Source organism: Paenibacillus sp. JSM ZJ436 (assembly GCF_044383795.1).
Taxonomy (GTDB): domain Bacteria; phylum Bacillota; class Bacilli; order Paenibacillales; family Paenibacillaceae; genus Paenibacillus_AQ; species Paenibacillus_AQ algicola.
Map to the genome: position 1 here is coordinate 135,960 of NZ_JBISEO010000005.1, position 25,948 is coordinate 161,907.

Annotated in this window: 19 protein-coding genes; 9 read left to right on the forward strand and 10 right to left on the reverse strand. The window is 55.2% G+C overall.

Annotated features, from left to right (window positions below):
* Positions 1-30 precede the first annotated feature (30 nt).
* From ACH6EH_RS08745 to ACH6EH_RS08760, 4 genes are read left to right on the forward strand one after another with little or no spacing between them, the layout of a single operon-like run.
* Complete coding sequence (locus ACH6EH_RS08745) at positions 31-1,359, forward strand: right-handed parallel beta-helix repeat-containing protein (RefSeq protein ID WP_397332004.1); 1,329 nt, start codon at positions 31-33, stop codon at positions 1,357-1,359.
* Positions 1,356-1,904 carry a nitrous oxide reductase accessory protein NosL gene (locus tag ACH6EH_RS08750; protein WP_397332005.1) on the forward strand — a complete coding sequence of 183 codons (549 nt, stop codon included), beginning with the start codon at positions 1,356-1,358 and terminating at the stop codon, positions 1,902-1,904. The genes ACH6EH_RS08745 and ACH6EH_RS08750 overlap by 4 nt, the downstream gene beginning before the upstream one ends.
* Positions 1,870-2,748: an ABC transporter permease gene (locus ACH6EH_RS08755; protein ID WP_397332006.1), complete on the forward strand. Its 879-nt coding sequence runs from the start codon at positions 1,870-1,872 to the stop codon at positions 2,746-2,748. The genes ACH6EH_RS08750 and ACH6EH_RS08755 overlap by 35 nt, the downstream gene beginning before the upstream one ends.
* Entirely contained in the window at positions 2,741-3,496 is a 756-nt protein-coding gene (locus ACH6EH_RS08760) for an ABC transporter ATP-binding protein (protein WP_397332007.1), read from the forward strand. Before ACH6EH_RS08755 ends, ACH6EH_RS08760 begins: the two co-directional genes overlap by 8 nt.
* Before the next feature lie 70 nt (positions 3,497-3,566).
* Here the strand turns inward: ACH6EH_RS08760 and ACH6EH_RS08765 are convergent, their stop codons facing one another.
* The 8 genes from ACH6EH_RS08765 to ACH6EH_RS08800 all read right to left on the reverse strand — a co-directional run bounded on the left by ACH6EH_RS08765 (position 3,567) and on the right by ACH6EH_RS08800 (position 15,122).
* On the reverse strand, positions 3,567-5,510 hold the full coding sequence (locus ACH6EH_RS08765) for an ABC transporter ATP-binding protein (protein WP_397332008.1): 1,944 nt from the start codon (positions 5,508-5,510) through the stop codon (positions 3,567-3,569).
* On the reverse strand, positions 5,507-7,234 hold the full coding sequence (locus ACH6EH_RS08770) for an ABC transporter ATP-binding protein (protein WP_397332009.1): 1,728 nt from the start codon (positions 7,232-7,234) through the stop codon (positions 5,507-5,509). The genes ACH6EH_RS08765 and ACH6EH_RS08770 overlap by 4 nt, the downstream gene beginning before the upstream one ends.
* Positions 7,235-7,237: 3 nt before the next feature.
* Positions 7,238-7,909 (reverse strand): MarR family winged helix-turn-helix transcriptional regulator, encoded by a 672-nt coding sequence (locus ACH6EH_RS08775; RefSeq protein ID WP_397332010.1) that lies wholly within the window; start codon positions 7,907-7,909, stop codon positions 7,238-7,240.
* Between the two features lie 272 nt (positions 7,910-8,181).
* On the reverse strand, positions 8,182-8,745 hold the full coding sequence (locus tag ACH6EH_RS08780) for a hypothetical protein (protein WP_397332012.1): 564 nt from the start codon (positions 8,743-8,745) through the stop codon (positions 8,182-8,184).
* A 39-nt stretch (positions 8,746-8,784) separates the two neighbouring features.
* The gene (locus ACH6EH_RS08785; RefSeq protein WP_397332013.1) at positions 8,785-11,073 is read right to left on the reverse strand and encodes an ATP-dependent DNA helicase; all 2,289 of its coding nucleotides are present in this window, start codon (positions 11,071-11,073) and stop codon (positions 8,785-8,787) included.
* Positions 11,074-11,296: 223 nt separating this feature from the next.
* Positions 11,297-12,040 carry a delta-lactam-biosynthetic de-N-acetylase gene (gene pdaA / locus ACH6EH_RS08790; protein WP_397332133.1) on the reverse strand — a complete coding sequence of 248 codons (744 nt, stop codon included), beginning with the start codon at positions 12,038-12,040 and terminating at the stop codon, positions 11,297-11,299.
* 185 nt (positions 12,041-12,225) lie between these two features.
* The gene (locus tag ACH6EH_RS08795; RefSeq protein ID WP_397332014.1) at positions 12,226-13,284 is read right to left on the reverse strand and encodes an oxidoreductase; all 1,059 of its coding nucleotides are present in this window, start codon (positions 13,282-13,284) and stop codon (positions 12,226-12,228) included.
* Between the two features lie 230 nt (positions 13,285-13,514).
* Positions 13,515-15,122 carry a catalase gene (locus tag ACH6EH_RS08800; protein WP_397332015.1) on the reverse strand — a complete coding sequence of 536 codons (1,608 nt, stop codon included), beginning with the start codon at positions 15,120-15,122 and terminating at the stop codon, positions 13,515-13,517.
* Between the two features lie 248 nt (positions 15,123-15,370).
* On the opposite strand from ACH6EH_RS08800, the gene ACH6EH_RS08805 reads away from it, so the two are divergent.
* From ACH6EH_RS08805 to ACH6EH_RS08825, 5 genes are all read left to right on the forward strand, one after another.
* Complete coding sequence (locus ACH6EH_RS08805; protein ID WP_397332016.1) at positions 15,371-16,588, forward strand: MFS transporter; 1,218 nt, start codon at positions 15,371-15,373, stop codon at positions 16,586-16,588.
* A 294-nt stretch (positions 16,589-16,882) separates the two neighbouring features.
* Complete coding sequence (locus tag ACH6EH_RS08810; protein ID WP_397332134.1) at positions 16,883-18,724, forward strand: LTA synthase family protein; 1,842 nt, start codon at positions 16,883-16,885, stop codon at positions 18,722-18,724.
* 331 nt (positions 18,725-19,055) lie between these two features.
* Positions 19,056-20,207: an asparaginase gene (locus ACH6EH_RS08815; RefSeq protein ID WP_397332017.1), complete on the forward strand. Its 1,152-nt coding sequence runs from the start codon at positions 19,056-19,058 to the stop codon at positions 20,205-20,207.
* Positions 20,208-20,673: 466 nt separating this feature from the next.
* A complete protein-coding gene (locus ACH6EH_RS08820; RefSeq protein WP_397332018.1) occupies positions 20,674-22,029 on the forward strand; it encodes a hemolysin family protein in 1,356 nt (451 codons plus the stop codon).
* Positions 22,030-22,174: 145 nt separating this feature from the next.
* Complete coding sequence (locus ACH6EH_RS08825; protein WP_397332019.1) at positions 22,175-23,764, forward strand: PTS sugar transporter; 1,590 nt, start codon at positions 22,175-22,177, stop codon at positions 23,762-23,764.
* 104 nt (positions 23,765-23,868) lie between these two features.
* Here the strand turns inward: ACH6EH_RS08825 and ACH6EH_RS08830 are convergent, their stop codons facing one another.
* Positions 23,869-24,492, reverse strand: coding sequence for a hypothetical protein (locus ACH6EH_RS08830; protein WP_397332020.1), 624 nt, complete (start codon positions 24,490-24,492; stop codon positions 23,869-23,871).
* Between the two features lie 55 nt (positions 24,493-24,547).
* Positions 24,548-25,936 (reverse strand): class II fumarate hydratase, encoded by a 1,389-nt coding sequence (gene fumC / locus ACH6EH_RS08835; RefSeq protein ID WP_397332021.1) that lies wholly within the window; start codon positions 25,934-25,936, stop codon positions 24,548-24,550.
* Between the last annotated feature and the right edge of the window lie 12 nt (positions 25,937-25,948).

The window sequence follows — 25,948 nt, forward strand, 5'->3', positions numbered from 1 at the left end:
ACCGGCCGGAGGAAAGGAGGCTTTCTCATCATGCAGTTTCTCCGCCCAGGCACGGTGCTCCGTGCCTTTTTGCTGTTAACGGTCATGGCTGCAGTCTTGCTGCCGCTGGGAATGTCCGCTGACGCGGAGGAGAGCCCCGTTCCGCTTCAGCCGCTCCTAGATCAAGCTCAGCCCGGGGAGATCCTTACCCTGGAGCCAACCACGTACAGCGGTCCTGCTGTTATTGACAAGCCGCTTACGCTGCAGGGCAAAGATGTCAAGATCGTGAACGAGACCTCGGAGCCCGTCCTGACGCTTCTCTCAAGCGGAATTAACCTGGAGGGGATGAACCTAGTCCATTTACACCGGGACCCCGCTATTCCGGCGGTGCTGCTGCAGCAAATTTCAGAGAGCAGGCTGTCTGGCCTCACCATCAAGACACTGGGGGCTGGTGTAAATCTGAGGCAGGCGAAGGACATTACACTCCGGGACATGACCATTCTGGGCAGCCAGCAGCCGGGGTCTTCCCGGGGCAATGCCATGGATTTGCTGGACTCCAGCGGCATTACTATTACCGGCAGCGACATTCAGCGAATGCAGGATGGCATTTATGTGGAAGGCGGAAGCTCTCTTTCCCTGGTGGACAATGAGGTATCCGGCTCCAGGTACGGCTTTCACCTCATGTTTACGAAGGATTTGGAGCTGCTGGATAACCGGGGCTTCGGGAACATCACAGGCGCCATGGTCATGAGTGTCCGTCAGGCGAGTATTCAGAACAATCGCTTCGAGAAGCAAAGTCAGAACGTGAATGCTCAAGGGCTGCTGCTCTTTGAGGTGTATGACTCCACCATTGCCGGCAATATCGCCGAGGGGAATCGGGTCGGGTTCTATATTCAGGGCTCGGAGAATAACCGGCTTCTATCCAATGAGCTGCGGAGCAATTTTATCGGCATCCAAATGCTGAGCTCGGCAGACAATGTGCTCCACAACAACACCTTGACCGCCAATGTCGTGGCCGCTCAAGCCGTGGATAGCAGCGGTAATACGTCAGACGGTAACTACTGGGACAGTGCACCGACGCTGGATGTGGACGGTTCAGGCTTCAGCGGCCTGCCGTACTCGGTAAATCCCTTCTTTCTGCAGATTTCTGGTCCGGTGCCGCCCTTCCAGCTGCTGTTCCAGTCACCGGGAATGCCCGTGCTGGAGCAGCTGTTCCAGAGCGGCGCAGAGACGTGGCTGAGGGATGCTGCCCCATTGCTGGAGCCGCCTGCGAGCAGGAATGCTGAAGGAGAAGCAGAGACCGGCGTGCTGCTGTTGTCTCTGCTGCTCTTGGGAGTCGGATCTGCCACTATACTTAAATTCAGGAGGTTCTCGTCATGAGAAAAATAACATGGATCGTATTCGCAAGCCTGCTGCTACTGCTTGCCGCGGGCTGCGGCAGAGAGGAATATGCCGCTGTCCCGATTGATGAGCAGGTCGATAAGTGCCCGGTCTGCAATATGCAGGTCAAGGATAATGCCTATGCGGTTCAGCTCCAGCTAAAGGATTACAGGACGTTAAAGTTTGATGATCTCGGCGATCTGTACGTGTGGAAGCAGGAGCATGGCACCGAGGACATCGGAGCCCAGTTTGTTCGCGATTATTTCACACTGGAATGGCTGCATTTGAAGGATGCTTTTTATGTTTATGATGATGGCATCCGTACCCCAATGGCGTTCGGCATGGTATCGTTCAAAGACGAGCCGAGTGCCGAGCGGTTTATGCAGGAATACGGCGGCGGAACGCTGTTAACAGCGGCGCAGCTGGAGGAGCATGAATGGAAGTCCAACATGGATATGATGGAGGACATGCACGGCAGTCAGCAGCATGAGGGGGAGGAGAAGCACGGAGATGGCCAGGCTGAGCAAGGCGGGGGTCATGAATAAGCATCAGCCGGAGGATTTTCTAAGCCTGAGAGCGGCGTCCGCGATGGCTTCCCGGGAAATCAAGCTGGGCTTTCGCAGCGCATGGGCTTACTCCTTCATGGCTCTGTTCGTCCTCCTTAGCCTGGCTTTGCTGCTGATCCAGCAGCAAAGCTCCGGAGGGTACACCGGGACGACCGGGGCTGTGATGAATCTGCTCCTGTATCTGCTTCCGCTCATGGCGCTGCTGCTCGGCTCCTTCTCTATTGCAGCAGAACGAGAAGAGGGGGGCTGGCAGCTTCTCTCGACATATCCCATCAGCACCTGCGGATATGTCACGGGGAAATTTGCAGGCACACTGGCTGTCCTGCTAATCATTGTTGCGGCCGGCTTCGGCCTTTCCGGACTGGTCAGCTTTCTGGTGACACAGACATACACCTTTAGCACCTACATCCTGTTTCTCACGTTCTCAGCTTGTCTGATTGTTTCTTTTTTGAGCCTGTCTCTGCTGATCGGCGCCCTTTCCAGCAATCGCTGGCAGGCCTTGACCCTCTCGGTCGCCGTCTGGTTCCTGCTCGTGCTGGGCTGGCCCACCTTGATCATTGCGGTGCTGGGGATGCTGCCCTACCTCTGGATCAAGCCGGTTCTGATGACACTGGTCTTTCTGAATCCTGCCGAGCTGTCCCGGCTGTTTCTCGTCATCAAGCTGGGCGGCGGAGCGGTGCTCGGTCCTGAATATTACAAATGGGTCGGCTTGATGGCTCAGCCGGAGGGCACCCTGATCTTCTTGAGTGTCAGCACAGTATGGATGATGATGCTGCTGGGCCTGTCTGCCTGGATCATGCAAAGGAGGCGAACCCATGTCTGAAACAGCCGTATTGCAGCTAGAGCAGGTCTCCAAGGTCATCAAAGGGCAAACCCTGCTCCAGCCGCTCCATCTAAAGCTTGAAGCCGGCCGAATCCTCGCACTGTGCGGCGGCAACGGCGCGGGCAAAAGCACGCTGCTCCGTCTGGCCGCCGGATTGTCCTCCCCCAGCAGCGGCACGGTATCTGTGCTGGGCATGAATTGGAAGCGGCAGTTCAAGAGATGCGCCGCCAGTATCGGGTACATGCCGGATGATTTTCAGTTCGGCGAGGCGCTCACGGCTTACGAGACGCTGTCCTTCTACGCCTCTCTCCGGGGCGCAGCGCCGGCCAGAGTCCATGAGCTGCTGGAGCGGACTGGGCTCCGCGAGGTGAAGGACCGGAAGGTCGCGGCCTTTTCCAAGGGTATGCGCCAGCGGCTGCTCTTCGCTCAGGCCCTGCTCGCGGCACCGCCCTTGCTGATCCTGGATGAGCCGACGAACGGACTCGATCCCTACTGGATGAACGCCTTTGCCGAGCTGGTCTCGCAATGTGCCTCTGAAGGACAGAGCGTGATCTTCTCGACGCATCAGCTCAATGTGGCGGAGCAGTCGGCGGACGAGGTTATTTTTCTGGATGCCGGTCATGTCCGGTACCAGGGCGCGGCTGCACCGCTGAAGGAGCAGTATGCACAGCAAGGCGGATTGTACGGAGCGTTCGCGGACCTGGTCATGAGCAAGGCCGGGAGCTCCCGGCCGGCTGCAGCCCCATAACATCAAAGGGTCCCGGGCAGGATGAGAAGCTTCTCTCCTTTGCCGGGACCCTTTTTGACTTGCGTGTTCGTCAGCCTGCCTGCTGCTTTTCGCTGAATTGGCTGTTGTAAAGATCGGCATAGAAACCTTCTTTGGCCAGCAGCTCTTTATGGCTGCCCTGCTCCACGATGCGTCCCTTGTTCATGACGAGAATCAGGTCGGCATTCTTGATCGTGGACAGGCGGTGGGCGATGACAAAGCTCGTTCGGTCCTGCATGAGCTGCTTCATCGCTTTTTGGATATACAGCTCGGTTCGGGTATCCACACTGCTGGTCGCCTCATCCAGAATGAGGATGGACGGATTGGACAGGATCGCTCTCGCGATAGTCAGAAGCTGTTTCTGTCCCTGCGAGATGTTAGAGGCTTCCTCGTTCAGCACGGTATCATAGCCGTCCGGAAGCGTCCTTATAAAATGATCCGCATGCGCCGCCTCTGCCGCCCGTACAATATCTCCCTCGCTGGCGCCTTCCCGCCCATAAGCAATGTTGTCCCGGATGCTTCCATTGAAGAGCCAGGTGTCCTGAAGCACCATGCCGAACAAGCCGCGCAGCTCACTGCGCTTCATGTCGGTAATGTCGGTGCCATCAATCGTAATCGCCCCGCCGTTCAGCTCATAGAAGCGCATAAGCAGGTTGATGAGGGTTGTTTTTCCGGCTCCGGTTGGCCCTACGATCGCGACCATCTGACCTGGGGCTACAGACACATTCATATCCTCGATCAGCAGCTGGTCCGGCTTATAGCCAAAAGCCACCTGCCGGAATTGTACCTCGCCCCGGACCGGTGCAGCCGTCTGCTGCAAGCCTGCCGCCTCCGGAATCTCCTCCTCTTCATCCAGCACTTCAAATACGCGTTCTGCGGAAGCAATCGTGGACTGAATCACATTCGCAATGTTCGCCAGCTGGGTAATCGGCTGGGTAAACTGACGGGAATATTGAATAAAGGCGAGAATATCGCCGACAGTGATGGAGCCGCGCGTCACCAGAATGCCGCCCAGAATGCTGACAATGACGTAGCCGATGTTGCCGATAAACATCATCAGCGGCATAATGACCCCGGAGATAAACTGGGCTCTCCAGCCGGCCTCATACAGCTTGTCATTGACCTTGTCAAATTCCTGAATGCTCTGCTTCTCACGGCCGAACGCCTTCACCACACGATGCCCCGTGTACATCTCCTCCACATGGCCGTTCAGCTGGCCCAGATGCTTCTGCTGGTCTGCGAACTGCTTCTGGGAACGCTTGGCGACCGAGATTGTGACGATCACGCTGAGCGGCAGCGTCAGAATCACGACCAGCGTCATCAGCGGGCTGATCCAGAGCATCATGACGATGACGCCGACCAGGGTCACGAGAGATGTAATGAGCTGTGTCAGGCTCTGCTGCAGGGTGCTGGCGATATTGTCCATATCGTTCGTCACCCGGCTGAGCGTCTCCCCGTGCGAGCGGGCGTCAAAATATTTCAGCGGCAGGCGGCTCAGCTTATGGTCCACTTCTTCCCGAAGATCATACACTGTGCGCTGGGCAACCCCTGCCATCACGTATTGCTGGATATAGGCGAATACGGAGCTCAACAGGTACAAGCCTCCCAGCCAGAGCAGAATCTGCTGGAGTGCGGCAAAGTCAATGCTGGCTGCCGGATCTCCCTGAATCGCCTTCCAGCCATCAAACAGCACATCGGTCGCTTCACCCAGGATTTTGGGGCTGACGATACTGAAGGCCGTGCTTAGGAGCGCTGCCGCCAGCACGAGCAGAAGCTTGCCCCGATGCGGCTTCAGATAGCCGGCCAGCCGCCGGAAGGTGCCTTTGAAATCCTTAGGCTTCTCGACAGGCATACCCGGTCCGTGCGGTCCGCCTCCGAAGGGACCGCCCCCGCGGGGATGTCCACCGCCCCGGGGATGCCCTCCGCCATGAGACGAGGCGCCTCCATGAGGAGGTCCGCCGGCATTCTGGCTGCGGATCTGTTGTTCTCCACTCATGCGATCTCCTCCTCTGACAGCTGGGATGCTACAATCTCACGGTACACACTGCTGGTCTCCATAAGCTCCTGATGCTTGCCGATGCCGGCGATTTGGCCTTCCTCCAGCACGATGATGCGGTCCGCTTCCATGACCGTGCTCACCCGCTGCGCTACAATCAGGACGGTAGACTGTGTGGTCTCCTGCTTCAGCGCTGCGCGCAGCCGGGCATCGGTCTTGAAGTCAAGCGCGGAGAAGCTGTCATCAAACACATAGACCTCCGGCCGCCGTACCAGTGCCCGCGCAATAGACAGACGCTGCTTCTGTCCGCCGGAGACGTTGCCCCCGCCTTGGGTGATCAATCCCTCGTAGCCGCCTTCCATGGCGGATATGAATTCATTGGCCTGTGCAATCTCGGCGGCACGGGCCACCTCTTCATCGGTGGCGTCTTCTTTTCCGTAGCGAATATTCTCGGCAATCGTGCCTGTGAATAGCAGAGCCTTCTGCGGTACATACCCGATGGCTTCCCGAAGCTGCTCCTGGGTGAGCTGCCTGACATCCACCCCGTCCAGGCTGACTGTGCCTGAGGTCACATCGTAAAAGCGCGGAATCAGGTGAATGAGCGTCGATTTGCCGGAGCCTGTGCCCCCGATAATCGCCGTTACCTCTCCGGGATGGGCCTCAAACGTAATATTGGATAATGCCGGCGCTTCAGCACCGGGATAATAAAAGGTGACGTCCTGAAACGAGATCCGGCCCTTCCCCTTCTGTGCCGGGGCCGCAGTCTTCGGATCCTCAATGTCAGGCTGCATTTGCAGCACCTCATTGATCCGGACTGCGGATGCCTGTGCGCGCGGGATCATGACGAACATCACAGACAGCATGATCAGCGAGAACATGATCATCATCGCATACTGCAGGAAAGCCATGAGATCGCCGACCTGCAGGTACCCGTCCTGAATGCGTGCCCCGCCAAACCAGACAATGGCGATGGTCGCCATATTCATGACCAGCATCATGACCGGCATCATGGCGCCCATGATTTTGTTCACCCGGATCGACACCTGGGTCAGATCCTCGTTGGCCTCCTGGAAGCGGTTCTCCTCATACTGGACGCGGTTGAAGGAGCGAATGACGCGCATGCCGGTCAATCCCTCGCGGGTGACCCGCCCGAGGGCGTCGATTTTGACCTGGATTTTTTTGAAGAGCGGAATGCCTTTGGAAGCAATCAGAAAAATCGCCAGACCCAGCACCGGCAGCACAATCAGCAGCACCGTAGTCAGTCCCGGATCGCGCGAAACGGCCATCAGGATGCCTCCGATACACATGAGCGGCGCCAGCACCAGCATTCGCAGAATCATGATCGTCACCTGCTGCACCTGATTGATGTCGTTCGTGGTGCGCGTAATGAGCGAGGCCGTGCCGATGCGGTCAAATTCCTGCAGCGAGAAATTCTCGACGTGGCTGAACACGTTCTGACGTAAAATTTTGCCGAGACCTGCAGCCGACCTCGCCGCCAGATAGCTGGCTGCGATGGAGCAGAGCACGCCTCCTGCCGCAATCGCGAGCATGATCCCGCCAACGCGCCAGATCAAGGCGATATCGCCGGTCACCACGCCCTTGTCCACAATATCTGCCATCAAGGTTGGCAGAAACAACTCGGACAGCGTCTGCAAGAACGTAAATAACAGCACCAGCAGCACAGCTCCCCGAAACGGCTTCATGTATCGTAATAAGCTCAGCATTCTCTATTCTTCTCCCTTCGCTTCAGATCCCGGCGGTGGAGGCGCTGCCTCGTGCTCGGTCCAATAGATGTATACTTTCGTGAGCAGGCGAGCGAGCTCCGCGCTCTCCTCGCGGCCCAGGTACTGCACCAGCCCTTTAAAATGCGCCCGGAACGCCTCATGCGCCTGATCCGCAATCTGCTGCCCCTCCTCAGTAAGCTCCACGCGCACTGCGCGGCGGTCCTGCGGATCCATAATGCGGGTTACGAGGCCTTTTGCCTCCAGGCCATTGATGAATTGGGTAATCGTCGGGGACGTCACGCCCATCCGGCTGCTGATCTCGGACACCTTCAGGCTGTCTGTTTCCTGCATGCCTGCATGAAATTTCAAGGTCATCAGCACCTTGATTTCACCGGCTGTATAGCCGCCAAGGGACATCTGCTCCCACGGCCGCTTGCGAAACAGCCCGAATGACTTCATCAGCTGCCGCGCTGCCTCACCCCAGACATCCTCCGGCTCCTCGTCGCAAGAAGCCTGGAGGTCAGGCACCTCGCTGCAGGGAGGCGCCTGCGGGGGCGAGGGCTCCTGCGATTGCGGAGGCTCCTGCGATTGAGGAGGCTCCTCTATGCTCGAGGAAGGGGTGTCCGTGATAGGCTCATCGGGAGTGCTCTCGCTTTCGTTTTCCCTTTCGTTCAACGGGTGACCCCCTTTTCCATTGCTGCTCTTATGGTCCTCCGTCCGTGGAGGTCGATGAAAATCTGCCATGCCACACCTCGCTTCTTATGCTTATTCACTCCATTTTGATTACTTCTCGTTCATGGTGGCGGTGCACCGGATGATGGATCGCGTGATGGCTCAGTAGATGACGGGCTGCTCAGTGATGATAGTTTGTCTGACAACGGTGTAATTGATGACAGTAGCTCTCTGTAAAACTAATAATATGCCAGTCGCTCTCTTTACATAGCTTTCTAATTAATTAGGTAACCTAAATATATACTTGAGGAAAGTGTGAAGTCAAATGGATGCGCCTGCTCACATTCGTCCCTAGTTTTGGGCAGCGTGAGGCTGAATGTGTTCGGTTTTTCGCGTTCGTTGGGCGCGGGGGCGGGCGGCGGGCGCAACGAGTTCGGTTTTTCGCGTTCATTGGGCGCTGGGGCGGCCAGCGGGCGCAACGAGTTCGGTTTTTCGCGTTCGTTGGGCGCGGGGGCGGCCAGCGGGCGCATCGAGTTCGGTTTTTCGCGTTCATTGGGCGCGCGGGCGGCCAGCGGGCGCATCGAGTTCGGTTTTTCGCGTTCATTGGGCGCGGGGGCGGGCGGCGCGCGCATCGAGTTCGGTTTTTCGTGTTCATTGGGCGCGGGGGCGACCAGCGGACGCAACGGGTTCGGTTTTTCGCGTTCATTAGGCGCCGGGGCGGGCGGCGGATGCATCGAGTTCGGTTTTTCGCGTTCATTGGGCGCGGGGGCGGGCGGCGGGCGCATCGAGTTCGGTTTTTCGCGTTCGTTGAGCGCGGGGGAAGGCGGCGGATATATCAAAGGCCCATGCCATCGACATGGACCTGCGCGGTTCTCGGCTTACAGCCGCTTGTAGCTCCGCCACTCCTCCGGCAGCAGCTGGTGGTACTGCCGGTTCTGGAACCGGTCGTCCACCAGCACCAGCGTGCCGGTATCGCTCTCGGAGCGGATCAGGCGCCCGCCGGCCTGCAGCACCTTGTTCATGCCGGGGTAGACGTAGGCGTAATCGTAGCCATTTTTGCCAAGACGGTCGAAATAGGTACGAATGATGTCATTCTCAAATGACAGCTGCGGCAGCCCGACTCCGACCACCACGACGGAAGAAAGGCGCTCTCCCTTCAAGTCGATGCCTTCCGAAAAAATTCCGCCCATGACCGCGAACCCGACAATGGGGCCGCCCCCGCTCTGGCGGAACGCACCCAGAAAAGCCTCCCGCTCTCCCTCACTCATCCCGTGACCCTGCAGCAGCGTGCGCATCTCAGGATGTGCCGCGCTAAACGCCGCATGGATCTCCTGCATATATGGATAAGACGGCAGAAACACCAGCGTGTTCACCGGCTTCTCCTTCACCAGCCCTGTCAGCAGCGAAAGGATCGCTCCCTTGCTCCGCTCACGGTCCTTGTAGCGTGTAGAGACCGGTAGCAGCTTCACCTCCAGCTGGTCCGCAGAGAACGGAGACGGGATCGACAGGCTGTAATCCTCCTCCTCCGCACCCAGCATGTCCCGGTAATACATTAGCGGGGTCAGCGTGGCGGAGAAAATAATGGTGGACCGGAAGTTCTTGCCCGCCTGCCGGAGCAGATGCGAGGGGTCTAAGCAGAACAGCTTCAGAAAGACCTCACTGCCGTCCATCTCCGCATAGGTGACATACCGCTCATCATACAGCCGGGAAATGCGCAAATATCCCTGGGCCGCAAAATAACACTCCAGCAGCAGCTCACTCTCCTCGCCGCCCCGCCCGCTCATGAGCTCCGGCTCTGCCTGCTGCACAAACGCCTCCAGCAGCTCATCCAGCATTTCCGGCTGACTCGAGCCGACCACCCGCGGCTCCTCCCCGCTTACCTTGCGCAGCACAATAAAACGGTTGTTCACCGTCTTGGCTGCCTGATAAACTCCGGGATTCCGCTCTTTAAAAGCGCGCTGCACGTCCAGGAACATCGACTTCCTCAGCTCCGCCGAATACATGCTGCGGGCACGGTCCACCAGGTTGTGACCCTCGTCCACCAGCAGCACAGAGGATTTCTTGGTATCCTCCTGCATCCGCTTCAGCGACACCTTGGGATCAAAAATATAATTGTAATCGCAAATGACAACATCGGCCGCGTAAGCCGCATCCAGAGAGAACTCGAACGGACATACCCGGTGCTTGCGCGCATAGGCCTCAATAACCGGCCGGGTCATTGACGTCTCATGCTCCAGCAGATCCAGAATCGCCCCATTGATCCGGTCATAATATCCTTCGGAAAACACACAGCCCTCTGAAGTGCAGCCCTCTTCCGCCCCGAAGCAAATCTTGTCCTTCGCTGTCAAGGTTACGGCATGCAGCCGCAGCCCCCCGGCAGCAAGGTGCTCCAGCGCTTCTTCTGCGGCGGTCCGGGTAATGGTCTTCGCCGTCAAATAGAAGATCCGCTGCAGCGTGCCTTCTCCCATCGCTTTTATCGAAGGAAAAAGCGTCGAGATCGTCTTGCCAATCCCTGTCGGTGCCCTCGCAAACAGCCTTTGCCCTTCTCCAATGCTGCGGTAGACCGCTCCCATCAGCCTTCGCTGCCCCTGCCGGTAATCCGGAAAAGGGAACGAAAGCTGCCGGATGCTCTCATCCCGCTGCTGTGCATGCTGAAGCCGGAGCCGGGCATACGGAGCGTAGCTCTCCGCTACACCAAGGGCAAAATCCTCAAGCTCGGCAGCCGTCAAGGTCCGGCGGAACGTCTTGATCTCCTGACTTCTAATCTGAATATAGGTCAGCTGCACCGTAATCGGCGTCTCCGGGTGAAGACGATTGTACATATAGGCATACATCTGAGCCTGGGCCCAGTGAACAGGATAGGTGTCCTCCTGAATCTCCTCCAAAGTGCCGGCGGTGGACTTGATTTCGTCAATCACCGGCCCGTCCCCAGACAGAATCAATCCGTCACAGCGCCCCTCAATTGCAAAAATCAGGTCGCCGCACGGAATTTCAGCCGTAAGATGCACTTCCTTCTGGTCCTGCTCTCCATAGCTCCGCTGGATGAGCTGATGCGCTCTCGTTCCCTCGGTCAGGGAGGAGGAGGTACGGAAGCCGGACACTATACTGCCGCTCCGGAACACGTACTCTACCAGCGGCCGGACCGATATTTCAATTCTATGGGACATAGGCGGTACAGACTCCTTTTTTAGCGTACAGGTTTCTGATCCGTATTATACCAAACTCCCGTTCCCCCTGTAATCGTGAAGGAGGCTGCAAAGCAGACCCCATCAAAAATGCCCCGAAAGCCGTTTCCGGCCTCCAGGGCATCTGCTGATCTGCTTGCGCGTATGCTTATGCCTGCCCCACTTTTACCCCTGCACCCTCATTTTAAGCTTTTGCGGTCAGGGCTTAAGGCAGCTTGGCATCCATCTCATCCAGGCTCCTGAATTCGTAGCCCTGCTTGCGGGCCTCGTCGATGATATCGCCAAGGGCCTCGGCATTGTCCCGGGAGATAGAATGCAGCAGCAGCACGGCTCCCGGATGCAGCTGGGCCGTGACCTTCTGAAGCGCATGCTGCGGTCCCTTCTGCGCATTGACGTCCCAGTCCATGTAGGCGATCGACCAGAACACATTCGTATATCCCATTTCCTTGCTCACCGCAAGAGAACGCTCATTAAAAATGCCCCTCGGAGTCCGCAAATACTTCATCTCCTGCTGGCCGGTTACGGCACTCACCTCTGACTTCACCCGGTCCAGCTCCTGCCGCAGCTTGTCCTCCGTAATCGCCGAAACATCCGGATGGCTCCACGAATGATTGCCGATGATGTGTCCCTCTGCGGTCATTCGCTTCAAGAGATCACCTTGCGTTCTTACATAATGGCCCGTGACAAAAAAAGCCGCCGGCACCTGCTTCACCTTCAGCGTATCCAGGATTGCCGGCGTAAACCCGTTCTCGTACCCGTTATCAAACGTCAGGTACAGGTCCTTGCGGGCCGGATCGCCCATAAATACCGCTCCGTGCTTTTTCAAGAGCTCCTTGAAGCCCTCCTGGTCGATGGAGGGAAGCTTACCGCCCTCGCTTTTTTTGAAGCCGAAATGAAAGGCCCGCCCTTCTCCATGGACTGAAGCCGGAAGCAGCAGATATGTCAGCAGCGCCGTACACAGCAGTAAAACCGAAAAAATCAACCATCGGGAGCCTGGCTTCACGGTTTTCACGGTGAATACCTCCTCTAGAACGAAATTTTGCCCTTTGGCACTAAGCTCAGCCGGTGGCCGCCGCCATAGGACATATCCCGTCTACTGTTCCCTTGAGGACGGCTTGTTATGTAAAGGGGACTCTATTCCTCCACCTGAATGACGCAGCCCTTGCGGTGGCTTTCCAGCGCATACTCAATGAGCCGGATGGTGCTCAGAGCATCCTCGGGATTCACCGGCACCACAGAGCCGGAACGAATGGCCTCCGCAAGCCCCTGATAAAAAGCGTGATAGCGTCCCGGCAGCGTATCAATCTGCCCCTGTACAGCAAGGCCGCTGAACTCGGTAGCAAGCTCGCCGTACTGATCAGGCTGATCCTCGCCCCAGCCGGGATCGCCGGGCCGCAGTCCCTGCTTGAGCTGGCCCTCCTGCGGATCAAGCCCGTATTTGAGGAAGCTGCCTTTATCTCCGTGCAGCTCAAACCTCGGTCCCGCCTGACGTACCAGCGAGCCCGCATGCAGAATGGCACGGTGGTTCTCATACGCCAGCACGAGGTGGAAATAGTCCGTCACCGCCGAGCCGGGACGCTCCTCCCGCAGATCCGCCCAGATGGATTGGGGCTTGCCGAACAGCACCAGCGCCTGATCCAGCAGGTGTGAGCCCAGATCATAAAGCAGCCCTGTGCCGGGCTCGCCCTGCTCTTTCCAGCTGTTTTTGATATCGGGACGGTACCGGTTGAATTGGGCATAATACAGCGAGAGCCGGCCCAGCGCACCCGTTTCCAGCAGATTGCGTACCGTCAGGAAATCATTATCCCAGCGCCGATTCTGATACACCGTCAGCAGCACGCCGCGGTTTTTGGCCAGAGCAATCAGAGCCTTGGCTTCCTCTGAGGTTACGGTAAAGGGCTTCTCTACGACCACATGCTTCCCGGCTTCGATTGCGTTCTTGGCATACTCATAATGCGTCGCATTGGGACTGGTCACAATGACAACGTCGATCGAGGCATCATTCAGCAGCTGCTCCACCTGGCTATAGACAACCGCCTCTGGCAAAGCTTTGTAGACCTTCTCCGGATGGGAGGAGACCACCGCTGCAATCTCATAGTCCGGTATACTGGACAGGATCGGAGCGTGGAACGTGGAGCCCGAAAGGCCAAATCCGATTAACCCCGCTTTGATGGTTGCGTTCTGTTCACTCATGACTAGCTTACCCCCGCTTCATGAATTCTTCATTGCTAACAACCTCGTTATTTTACCATGTTTACCCTTCATTGACGGGGTTTGCATAAATTTTTGCTGGAATTAATGAATGCATGATCCTTGCATATATCGCTGCTTGGTCACTGACCGTAACTTTAGAGGTAAGCGTTCTCCAGCGCGTCCAAGTGAACGCCGGCAAGACCATCGTCCTGCCGGCGTTCCATGAATGCTTAATAAGGATCGGCTTCCTTACCCTCGCGCTTCGCTTCTTCCACAGCCTGCTCCCGCATATCGCCCCCGCCGGTATGATGCTGGAGCCCTTCTGCCACGCGCCGGCCGTAGTCTTGGTCAGCCTCGGTAAAATGCTTCACCATCTGCTCCTGAATCTCCGAGCTGCACAGGGACAGGGCACCGACCAGATTGCTGACCAGCTCCTCGCGCTCCCATTCCTCAAACGCGCGGTAGGTGTCGCCGGCCTGCTTGAAGTTCAGGCTTCGTTCAATCGGCTTGCGCACCAGACGCTCGTTATAGTGGGGCTCGTGCGGCTTGCCGGACTGCAGCGCTTCCTTCAAGCCATCCATCATGGACGGCTCGTAATCCACATGCGGATTCTGCCCCGGAGCCTGGTCCACGTAATACTGCATCTGTCCGCCGCGCTGGTTCGTTGCGACTCTTTTCTTCGGTGCATTGATCGGCAGCTGCAAATAGTTCGAACCGACCCGGTAGCGCTGGGTATCTGAGTAAGAGAAGGTACGCCCCTGCAGCAGCTTGTCGTCCGAGAAATCCAGTCCATCCACCAGCACGCCGGTGCCAAAGGCGACCTGCTCCACTTCGTTATAATAATTTTCCGGATTGCGGTCGAGCACCATCTTGCCTACCTTCAGAAACGGAAACTGCTCCGGCGGCCACAGCTTCGTAGGATCCAGCGGATCGAACTCCAGCTCCGGGTGCTCATCATCACTCATGATCTGCACACACAGCTCCCACTCCGGATACTCTCCGCGTTCGATCGCCTCGTACAGATCCTGGGTCGCATGACTGTCATTCATCCCTTGAATTTCGCTGGCTTCCTTCTGCGTCAGATTGCGGATGCCCTGCTTCAGCGGCTCCCAGTGATACTTGATCAGCACGGCGTTCCCTTCGGCGTTCACCCATTTGTATGTATTGACGCCGGAGCCCTGCATCTGGCGGTAATTCGCCGGAATCCCCCACGGGGAGAACAGGAACGTGATCATATGCGTAGCTTCCGGGGAACGGGAGACGAAGTCGAACATGCCCACAGGGCCGGGGACATTTGACACCGGATCCGGCTTGAACGCATGCACCATATCAGGAAATTTCAGCGGATCGCGAATAAAAAAGATTTTCAGATTGTTGCCCACCAAATCCCAGTTGCCTTCCTCGGTATAAAATTTCACCGCGAAGCCGCGGGGATCGCGCAGTGTTTCCGGGGAGCCGGAGCCGTGCACCACAGTGGAGAACCGGACAAATACCGGTGTCCGCTTGCCTTGCTCCTGAAACAGCTTGGCCCGAGTGTACATCGATACCGGCTCATCTCCCACCGTGCCATACGCTTCAAAATATCCATGCGCGCCAGCCCCGCGGGCGTGAACAACACGCTCGGGAATCCGCTCCCGATCAAAGTGAGTGATTTTCTCCAGAAAATGATAATTTTCAAGCGTCGTCGGTCCGCGATCGCCAACGGTGCGCACATTCTGGTTGTCGTGGATCGGATGGCCCTGACGGTCTGTCAGCGTCTGCCCGGTTTCCATTTCTCCGGCTGCTTCACGGTTTGGCCCTTCCATACGGCGCTTATCTGAATCGTGATTCATCTGCATCTCTCCTTTGTAAACGGCTTGCACTGGATAGAATGCCCGATGAATCCAAAATTATGAGTGGATTGTTCACTCATCTGTTCGGAATCCGAAGCGTCATGTAAATTTTCTGAAGTATGTGTAAATTTTTAAATCATCTATTGCCTGTGCTCCTTAAACCCTGCTACGATAAGCCAGTAGCTTTCTCACGGGCTATAGTCCAGTCGGATGTCTTGATGTAAAGCACGAATATATATAGAAGGAGACTACTCATGTCTATACAGCAAAAAAAGACCGGTCCGCTCGTTCTGCTGATGGTCAATATGTTCATCGCGATGCTCGGTATCGGCTTGATTATCCCGATCCTGCCTGAGTTTTTGAAGGAATTTGGAGCAGGCGGCAAGACGGCCGGCTATCTCGTTGCCGCCTCCGGCCTCACCCAGTTTATCTTCTCGCCGATTGTCGGTGAATTGTCTGACAAATATGGCCGCAAGAAGATGATCGTTGCCGGTCTGGCCCTCTTTACCCTGTCCCAGCTGCTGTTCGCCTTCGCAGGAGAGGTGTGGATGCTGTACCTGTCCCGCCTGCTCGGTGGTATGGGCGGCGCGGCCCTGATTCCGCCAATGATGGCGTTTGTCGCCGATATTACAACCGATGAGGACCGCGGCAAGGGCATGGGTATGCTCGGAGCAGCAATGTCTCTCGGCTTCGTGGTAGGCCCCGGCGTTGGCGGATTCCTGTCGGAGGTCAGCATCCGTACACCCCTGTACGTTTCCGCCGCTGTAGCTGCGGTTGCCCTGGTGCTCTCCTCTATCATTCTCCCGGAGACGCTGAGCAAGGAACGGCAGCTGGCAGCGCGGGCGGTTACGGCCAAGAAGGAGAACATTTTCAAGCAGTTCGTGTTCTCGGCTAAAGCGCCGTATTTCGTACCACTGCTGCTCGTGTTCGTCCTGACACTGGGCCTGATGAATTTTGAAGCGATCTTCCCGCTTTACGCTGATGCCAGCTATAACTTCTCCACAAAGCAGATCTCTGTCGTCATTACGGTGGGCGCTTTGGTGGGAACGGTCATCCAGGCGATGCTGATTGACAAAATTCTTCGCCGGTTCGGGGAAATCAAGCTGATCTCTGCCAGCTTCCTGGCGGCGGCTGTCTGCATGGTGCTGCTGCTGCTCTCCAGCAACTTCTGGTATGTGCTGGGCATTTCGGTCCTGTTCTTTGTGTTCACAGCTATCATGCGCCCTGCGATCAATACCCTGCTGTCCAAGATGGCTGGCAATGAACAAGGCTTTGTGGCCGGCATGAACAATGCCTATATGAGCGTGGGTAACATCGTAGGTCCGGCGATTGCAGGCAACCTGTTCGATGTTCACATTAACATTCCGTATTTGTTCGGAGCCTGCATTCTGGTCGGCGGTGTCGTCCTCAGTATGATCTGGGCTTCCCGCCGCGGGATAGCGCCCGCTGTCCCGGCTGCCGTGCAGGAGTAATTTTATCCTCTGCTTTGAATGCGAAAGAACACCGGTGCAGGATGCCGGTGTTCTTTTTGTGTATAGATTTGACCTGTTTACACTCCTTTAATAAAAGGGTAAACATTTGGTAGGCATTGGGTAGTTTGGTTAACAGCCTTTTGACTTCCTTTACAAAACGAGTCATAATACAATTTGTTAATCCCTTACAAATATTGTTTGAATACAGCAGCGCCTGATGAGAGCTGTTTTGCTTCAAATGAATGAAAGGAAGGCGGTTTATCCGTGTATGCACAGAACCGGCTTAGGCTGACAATGACGATGACGAAGCCCTTTATCTTTTTTTCCGTCCTTATGGTGCTCAAGAGCTACCTGGCCTGGGCCGTCATCTTTGACGACGTTATGCCCTGGCGCCCGCTGCTGGCAGAAATCCCGTTTATCTGGCTGATCTTCAGCCTGATTGAAGGCTTTGCCTCCAAGCGCAAAATGGCGGTGTATATGTCGGTGAACCTGCTGCTCACCGCTATTTTTTTCGCGGCCATCATGTATTACAAATATTACGGCGTCATGGTCAATTATCATGCACTGGAGCAGGTGAATCAGGTTACTGCGGTCAGTAACAGTGTATTCTCACTGATGGACCCTCATTTTCTGCTCATTTTTACTGACATTATTGTATTGTTTATGCTGCTGTGGAGAAATGACAATGTGAAGGCCTGGAAGCAGAAGCACGCCCGCAGAACCCGCCGTTCATTGGCTTCGGTGGTGTTTGTCTTTTCGCTGCTGCTCTGCATCTTTCAAATACTTCCCAACCGCTCGGCCATGAACGAAATCGTCCAGGCGCAAGAGATGGGCATTCTCAACTATGAGCTTTACACCATCCTGAAGTCGGAGGAGATTGAGCTTGCAGATGCAGATAGCATTACACAGGAACGGATCCAGAAGCTCAAGGGGATAACTCCGGCAGCCGCAACGATTTATGAAGGCATAGCCCAAGGCAAGAATGTGATCCTGATCCAGATGGAGTCATTCCAGACCTTTTTGATGAATTTAAGCATTGATGGTCAGGAAATTACACCTAACATGAACAAGATCGCGGCAGAGAGCCTCTATTTCCCGAACTTCTACCAGAATGTCGGCCAGGGAAACACCTCGGATGCCGAATTTGTGGTCAACACCTCCTTCTACATTCCGCCCCGAGGTGCGGCGACCCAGCACTATGCTGACCGGCAGCTGCCCAGCCTTCCGAAGCTGCTGAAGGAGGATGGCTATCAGTCGGCCACCTTCCATACAAATGTTGTGGAATTTTGGAATCGTGGAGAGCTGTACAAGGCTCTGGGCTTTGATCATTATTATGACAAGGCATTTTTCGGGGAAGAGGATCAGGTGTTCTTCGGCGCTTCTGATGAAACCCTGTATCGCAAGACCGCTTCACAAATGAAGCAGCTGGATGAGGCGGAACAGCCCTTCTACGCCCAGGTCATCTCCATGACGGCTCACCATCCGTATACGATTCCGGAGGAGAAGCATCAGATGGAGCTGCCGGAGCGCTATGAGGATACCTTCGTGGGAGACTATATTCGCTCGCAGAATTATGCCGATTACGCGCTGGGGCAGTTTATGGAGCAGCTTAAGCAGGACGGCATCTGGGAAGACAGCCTCATTATCGTATATGGCGACCATCTGGGGCTGCCCATTTATTCTCTGGACCCTGATGACAAGCAGCTGATGCGCGAAATTTTGGGCCGTGAATATGTGACCGCCGATATGATTAACATTCCGTTTATGATTTACGGTGAGGGCATCGAGCCAGGCGTTGCGCCGCAGATCGGCGGACAGATCGACATCCTGCCGACGGTAGCCAATCTGACCGGAGCTTCACTGGAAGAGCAGCTATACTTCGGTCAGGATCTGCTGAATGCGACGGAGAGCAATCTCTTGCCTGAGCGTTATTATCTGCCATCCGGCTCTTTCATCAACAACACCAGTCTGTTTATGCCGGGCAACAGCTATGATGATGGCACGGTGTACCCGCTGCCGAGTCATACCGCTGCTCAAATGTCCGCAACAGAAGATGAATTTAACCGGTCTTTGGAGCTCTTGCATTTGTCAGACAGCTACATCCGGCAGTTGCCGTTTCATACTCCGCAAGAGTAGCTTCATTGTATAAACACTTTGCATCCTCTTTGGTCTCTTTGAGACGAAGGAGGATTTTTTTATATTTATTTTTTATGTTATGTATTCTTACACAAACTTTAGACCTTTTCATGAAAATAAATCCAATAAAACAGGGCATTTGCAAGAAATTTTATGAAATTCACGAGTAATACCTTCTTTAAGGTTGGATAATACGTCTTTTTGGACGATTTTGCCTGTAAATCCGTTTTGTTAAAATATATCACATCATATTATGATTCCTCCATGAAGTTGTTTATATGTAACCTTAACTTACATAATACTAACACACACACTACTGGAGGTTGATGACATGAAGAATTGGAAAGCTAAAGGATTAAAATGGACTCTCGCCGCAAGTATGGCCGTTACCGCCATCCTGCCTCTAACGTACAGCACTCCGCCAACCTATGCTGCTGAAGCTGTCGTCTCTAAAGTAGAGGTTGTCAAGCGGCTTCCTATGGTTCAGGTCATCGCGACCGGAGGCACCATTGCCGGACAGTCTGTCGATGAAACAAGCTTTACCAAATACCGTTCGGGCACACTGCTCATTGAGGATATGGTAGCCGCCCTGCCGAACAAGGATCAGATCGCCGAAGTCAGCTCTTATCAATTCGGCAACTCCGGCTCTAGTGCTTATTCTATGGAGCAGCTGTACGATCTGTCCAAAACTGTAGATGAAGCGTTGAAGACCCAGGACGGCGTTGTCGTGACGACCGGTACCGATACGATGGAGGAGATTGCTTACTTCCTCGATCTGACGGTACGCAGCCCGAAGCCGGTGGTCATTACAGGCTCCATGAGACCTTGGACAGTCATCGGATCGGATGCTCAAGCGAATCTGTACAACGCCATCAAGCTGGCAGCCAGCGGCAAAACGAAATATTTCGGAACGGTGCTGATGCTGAACGACGAGTTCCACGCAGCACGTGAGGTTACCAAAACGAACTCTTACCGTACAGATACCTTCGTATCTCCTGGCGTCGGCTCCCTGGGCCATATCGACGGCGACCAGATCCGCGTCTACCGTGCACCGTTCCGCGCACTGAAAAACGGCGGCCAGTGGGCTACTCCGTTTGATCTGAACAAGATTGGCAAAGAGGATCTGGCCAAGGTCGAAATCGCCTACTCCTACCAGGATGCAGGAGCAGGTGCAATCAGCGGCTTTGCCAAGGCGGGTGCTGACGGTATTGTCACTGCAGGAACCGGCGCAGGCGGCATCTCCCGGGCTATGAGCGAGGAGCGCAAGCAGGCGATTGAAGAGGGCGTCATCTTCGTATCCACCACCCGTACCGGATCCGGCAGCAACTACTCCAGCGGCGAAGGCATTATTGGCGGCGACAACCTGAACCCGGCTCATGCCCGCATCATGCTGCTGCTCAGCCTGTCCTTCTCCGAGAACTTTGACACCATTAAAGGCTGGTTTGAAACTTACGGCTACGGTCAGGTGGAGGCCCGCAAATAAGACAGCATAAATCGTTAGAATAATCAGCCCTGCAGGCAAAGCATTCCAGCCTGCAGGGCTGATTTATGTGCGGTTTGCAGCAGCCTCTGCTTCATGGAGTGAGCAGCCGGTTTAACGGCTGCAGGTTATGTGTAATTTGACATAAAGCCAATATATTTCTTATGATAAAAGAAATATATTGAAATATAAGCTTTGAACATATCATGCATCGTAACATGCTGCGGATTAGGAGTGACGACGTGGACGACCCCATACGAAGGATAAGCAGGCTGCGCCAATACGTGCGGAGCTTATCCTCTAACCGACAAGACCATCATGAACAGGCTTCCCGCATGTTTTTGATTCGGAAGCACCGGCTTCTGGAGCCTTTGAAATTCAGGTCGAATTATGTGAGAGTGCAGTGCATATTTCACAGTGGCTTTGCCGTAAGCTAGAGCAACAGATTCGGACCAGAAAAAGATAAAGGATGTGTTTTGTTTTGTACGACAGTATAGGCTTTAATTTATTTTTAGTGGCATTACTTATTGCTTTTACAGCCTTTTTTGTCATGACCGAATTTGCGATCGTCAAGATCCGCACCAGCCGGATTGATACCCTGGTTCTGGAGGGGCGCAAGAATTCACTCTCCGCCAAAAAGGTCGTCACTAATCTCGACGGATATCTATCGGCCTGTCAGCTGGGCATCACGATTACAGCACTCGGTCTCGGTTATTTGGGAGAGAGCACTTTTGAAGCGATATTTCACCCGGTATTCGATGCATTAGGACTGCCGACGGCGCTTTCGGGCACCATGTCCTTCTTGTTTGCATTTTTATTTATGACATACATTCACGTTGTGATCGGGGAACTGGCGCCGAAGACACTGGCGATCCAGAAGGCAGAGCAGATTACACTTTTGACCGCCAAGCCGATCATTTGGTTTTACCGCATCATGTACCCGTTTATCTGGCTCCTGAACGGCTCCGCCAACGGGCTGGTTCGCCTGTTCGGGCTTCATCCCGCCAGCGAGCATGAAGAGGCGCACTCAGAGGAAGAACTGCGTGTGATTCTAAGCGACAGCTATGAGAGCGGCAAAATCAATCAAAGCGAATACGGTTATGTTAGCCGTATTTTTGCCTTCGACGAGCTGTTGGCCAAGGAAATTATGGTACCGCGTACCGATATGATCTGCTTGTACGTCGATAAACCACTCGCGGCAAATCTGCAGATCATCAAACGGGAGCAGTATACCCGCTTTCCTGTCGTCCGCGGCGACAAGGACCAGGTCATCGGCATGGTCAACACGAAGCAGTTCTTCCTGGAGTTTGACGATAACGCCAGCGTGGATCTTTCGAAGCTGATCCACCCGGCGATGACAGTATCGGAAGCAACCCCGGTCAAGAAGCTGCTGAAGAAGATGCAGCAGGAAGGCACGCACATCGCCATCCTGATTGACGAGTACGGCGGAACCTCCGGTATGATTACGATTGAGGACATTCTGGAGGAGATCGTCGGAGAAATTCGCGATGAATTCGATGATGATGAAGAGCTGGAGCTGGTTCAGCCGGAGCCAAACCGCCTCATTGTAGACGGCAAGGTGTCCATTAACCGGATCAACGATATTTTGTTAACCGACTTGAGCACCGAAGAGCTGGATACGATCGGCGGCTGGCTGTACGGGCACAACTCCGAGCTGGTCAAGGGTGACCAGTGGCAGTATAGTCACTTGACCTTCACCGTACTGGAGAAGAAGACGCACCGGTATACGAAGCTGGAGATTGTAAAGGCGGAAGAGGAAGAGACCGATCCGGAAGCAGCGGCAGCCCTGGAGGAGCAGCATTAGGGCGGATGTATTATGTTTAGTAGAAGAATGAGCGGTATCCCGTTAGGGATCCTGCTTTTTTTCTTGTCTACACTTTAATGTGGTAGCTCTCTAATGTAATATAGCTAATATCACATGGCTATTAGACTAGGGGGAGCAAAGACGCATGAGTCGACAAATCGCAATCATCGGAAGCAGCGGAGGAAATCTTTACAATCTGGGTGGTAAAGACCCCCGAAGGCTGCTGGGCGAAATTTTAATTCAAATGGAAAGTGCTGACTTAAGCTGTGCTGCGCTTCAATTTATTGCCGCAGAGGCGTCTATGGATCAGGCCAAGCCTGATACCCGGGCTACTCTTTATTCTTGGAAGATGTCGCAAGACGAGCCGGTCATCGCGGCCCAAGGAACGCTGCAGGAAGTAAACGAGGCTGCCCGGCAGCTGGATCAGGACATTGCAGAGCAGATTACTTTGGGTGAAATTGACGGCATCATCGTCATGAGCGCCGACCCGGAGGGAACCAACCGCCTGGTGTTTGAAGCCGCGGCCCGTCATAAGATCCCGGTGACCGGGACGGGTGGCACCTCTATGGCTGGCATTCAATCCCGAGGCGTTCATGTCATCGCTGCATCCGGCACGACCGGCACGACGAACCGGACACGCGCCGTCACCTTCGTAACCTCACTGTGCAAGCATTGGCGGATGCCGTACCGTCCTGTCATTGGCAGCACGGCTGGAGCCGGGACAGGAGATGATGCACTGTCTTCTCCGTGGAAGCGAATCAATCTGCGCGGGATTATGATGGCCTCATTGCCCGGTTTTATCGCGATGGCTCTAATCCTGGCTGCGAGTAAAATTCCCGGGCTGTCGTCACTGTCCACCGTGTTCGAGCTTATGATCAAGGCGCTGCCGGTCATCTTGGCTGTTATTGCGGCCAAGCAGGTGTCTGAGCTGGATGAAGTGTCGATTGTAGCCGGAATTGTGGCAGGTGTGCTGTCTACAGAAGGCGGCATTATAGGCGGAATCATCGGCGGGATCGGGGCCGGACTGCTGGTGCATTTTATTTTTCGTAAATGTGTGGAATGGCGCTTTCCCGCAACGACAGTGAACATTGCCGCTGGAGGCTTGGCAGGCCTGATCTCAGGTTTAGCTGTATACTTCTTGATCGCCCCTATCGCGCTGGCCGCCGGAGAAGGCATTCGCGGCCTGATTGAAATGCTCGTTTCCTTCAACCCGGCCATCGCTGGATTGATCGCCGGCCTGCTGATCTGGCCAGCCATCATTGGCGGAGTATATCACGCCGCCATTCTGCCGATCGTGCTGCTGGAGATGGAACGCACCGGTAACAGCTTCCTCGGCGCTGTAGACATGGTCGGTCTCGTGATGGTCTCGGCCGGCATTACGCTCGCCAACATCGTAGCCCCAAGAGACAAAGGGGAAGCGGCCGTCGCCGCACCCGGCTTTGCCATGAATATGGGCTTTGGTACCTTTGTCGAGGCTGCGTATCCCTTTATGTTCTCGAACAAGCTGGTGTTCGGCGGAGCTATCATGTCATCCGGCTTGGGCGGACTGCTGGTGGGTCTGTTCGAAGTCCGCGGAACCGCTTATGTTCCGTCCTTCTTCGCACCGACCTTGTCCAACAATGCGTTTGGCTTTACGATCTCCATGCTGGCGAGCCTGCTGTGCTCGTTCCTCATTACGGTGATACTCAACAAGCTTTCGCTGGGACGCCGTCCCAAGGCTGATGTAAGTATGTAACCTTATGCGGCGCAAGCCGATGTCACTGGCGCGCATGGGAAAGGGGCTTCTTCATCTTACGATGAGGAAGCCCCTTTTTTAGAGTTATGGCGTACTGTCGCGATTCAAGGCTTTGCCAGTTCATAATAATCACGAAACTCCAGCGGTTCCTGATCCTTCGCACTCACATTGAAGTAAAGCTCGGGGCGCCCGGCCGGATGCGCCTTCATTGTATAGTAGCCGGTGGACCAGTTGTATTCTACCTCGGTGACCTCAAAGGCCTCACTGTATTTATCCTGCAAATATTGCTCTGCTGCACTGCTTGCTGCAGCCTGCTCTCGCTCTGTTTTGGTAAAAGGCATCATTCCGACGGTATAACCTCCATACAGACTGCCCGCAAAAAGAGCTACACCGAGCAATCCGCGCAGCAGCAGACCTGGTGCAGCCAGGCGCCGCTCTTTGTTCAGCTGCTCTTGCCCATCCTTCGGTCTCCTGAAATACATCGCGGCGACCCCCACACCGATCAGATGAATCAACAGCATCGCCGGAGCAATCAGCAAGCCTATGAAACCGAGGGTGAAGAAGAACAGCATTACCGCCAAACCTTGAAAGACGATGAACAGAAGGGCCCAGAATATCATCCAGCCCGTACCGATGTACATCATCCCTGCTCCCGTAGCAATCAGTGACAGCACGACAGCCGTCCAGCGATGCTTGTTCCAGTTCACCGCATCCTCCTGCTTTTTCACCGTTCTCCCCCTGCCCTTCATGCACCTTGTATTAGGACACATTCCCTTTAGCCTGTTAAGCTTTCGGGTGAATCATCTCCTCCGGACGAACATACTGATCAAACTCCTCCTCCGTCAGCAGCCCGCTGGCGAGCGCAGCTTCTTTGAGCGTCGTTCCTTGCTGATGTGCCTGCTTCGCAATGGCTGCCGCATTCTCGTACCCGATATGCGGGTTAAGCGCGGTAACCAGCATCAGCGAGCGCTCCATATTAGAGCGCAGCACCTCCAGATTCGCTTCAATACCCACCGCACAATTCTCATTGAAGGAATTCATGCCATCAGCCAGCAGCCGTGCAGATTGCAGGAAGTTATAAATAATGACCGGCTTGAACACGTTCAGCTCAAAATTCCCCTGGCTCGCGGCAAAACCAATCGCGGCATCATTACCCATCACCTGACACACGATCATGGTCAGCGCCTCGCTCTGTGTCGGGTTGACCTTGCCTGGCATAATAGAGCTGCCCGGCTCATTCGCGGGGATCGTTAACTCGCCAATGCCGGAGCGCGGACCGCTTGAAAGCCAGCGGACATCATTCGCGATTTTCATCAGATCAGACGCCAGCGCCTTCATCGCCCCGTGCGCAAATACCAGCTCATCGTGGCTGGTCAGGGCATGGAACTTGTTCTCCGCGCTGGAGAAGCTCTTACCCATGGCCGAGCTGATTTCTGCCGCTGTTTTGGCGCCGAATTCCGGGTGTGCATTGATGCCGGTTCCGACCGCCGTGCCCCCGATGGCCAGCTCCCGCATCGGCTCTGCAGCGGAAGCGATCATGAGCTCGCACTTCTCCAGCATGCGGTGCCAGCCGCTGATCTCCTGGCCGAGCGTAAGCGGCGTGGCGTCCTGCAGGTGGGTGCGTCCGATTTTGATAAGATCCATATATTCGTCGCTCTTGACCTTAAACGTATGCTTGAGCTTCTGCAGCGCTGGCAGGACATGATCCTCGACCGCTGCAAGCGCCGCCATATGCATCGCCGTCGGAAACGTATCGTTCGAGCTCTGCGACTTGTTCACATCATCATTAGGGTGAATGGTGCTGGCACTGCCCCGCTCCTTCAGCAGCTGATTGCCTCGGGCCGCGAGCACCTCGTTCATATTCATGTTGGATTGCGTGCCGCTGCCCGTCTGCCACACCACCAGCGGAAAATGGCTGTCCCATTTGCCTGCCAGCACCTCATCTGCCGCGTCGGCAATAGCCTGGGCCTTATCCTCATTCAGCTTTCCCAGCTGGCGGTTCGCCAGCGCTGCGCTTTTCTTCAGGACGGCAAAAGCATGGACGATCTCCATCGGCATGATTTCCGTTCCGATCTTGAAATTCTCCAGGCTGCGCTGCGTCTGGGCCGCCCACAGCTTGTCAGCCGGCACCTTCATCTCACCCAGGGTATCCTTTTCTATACGATAGTCCATCTAAATTCCTCC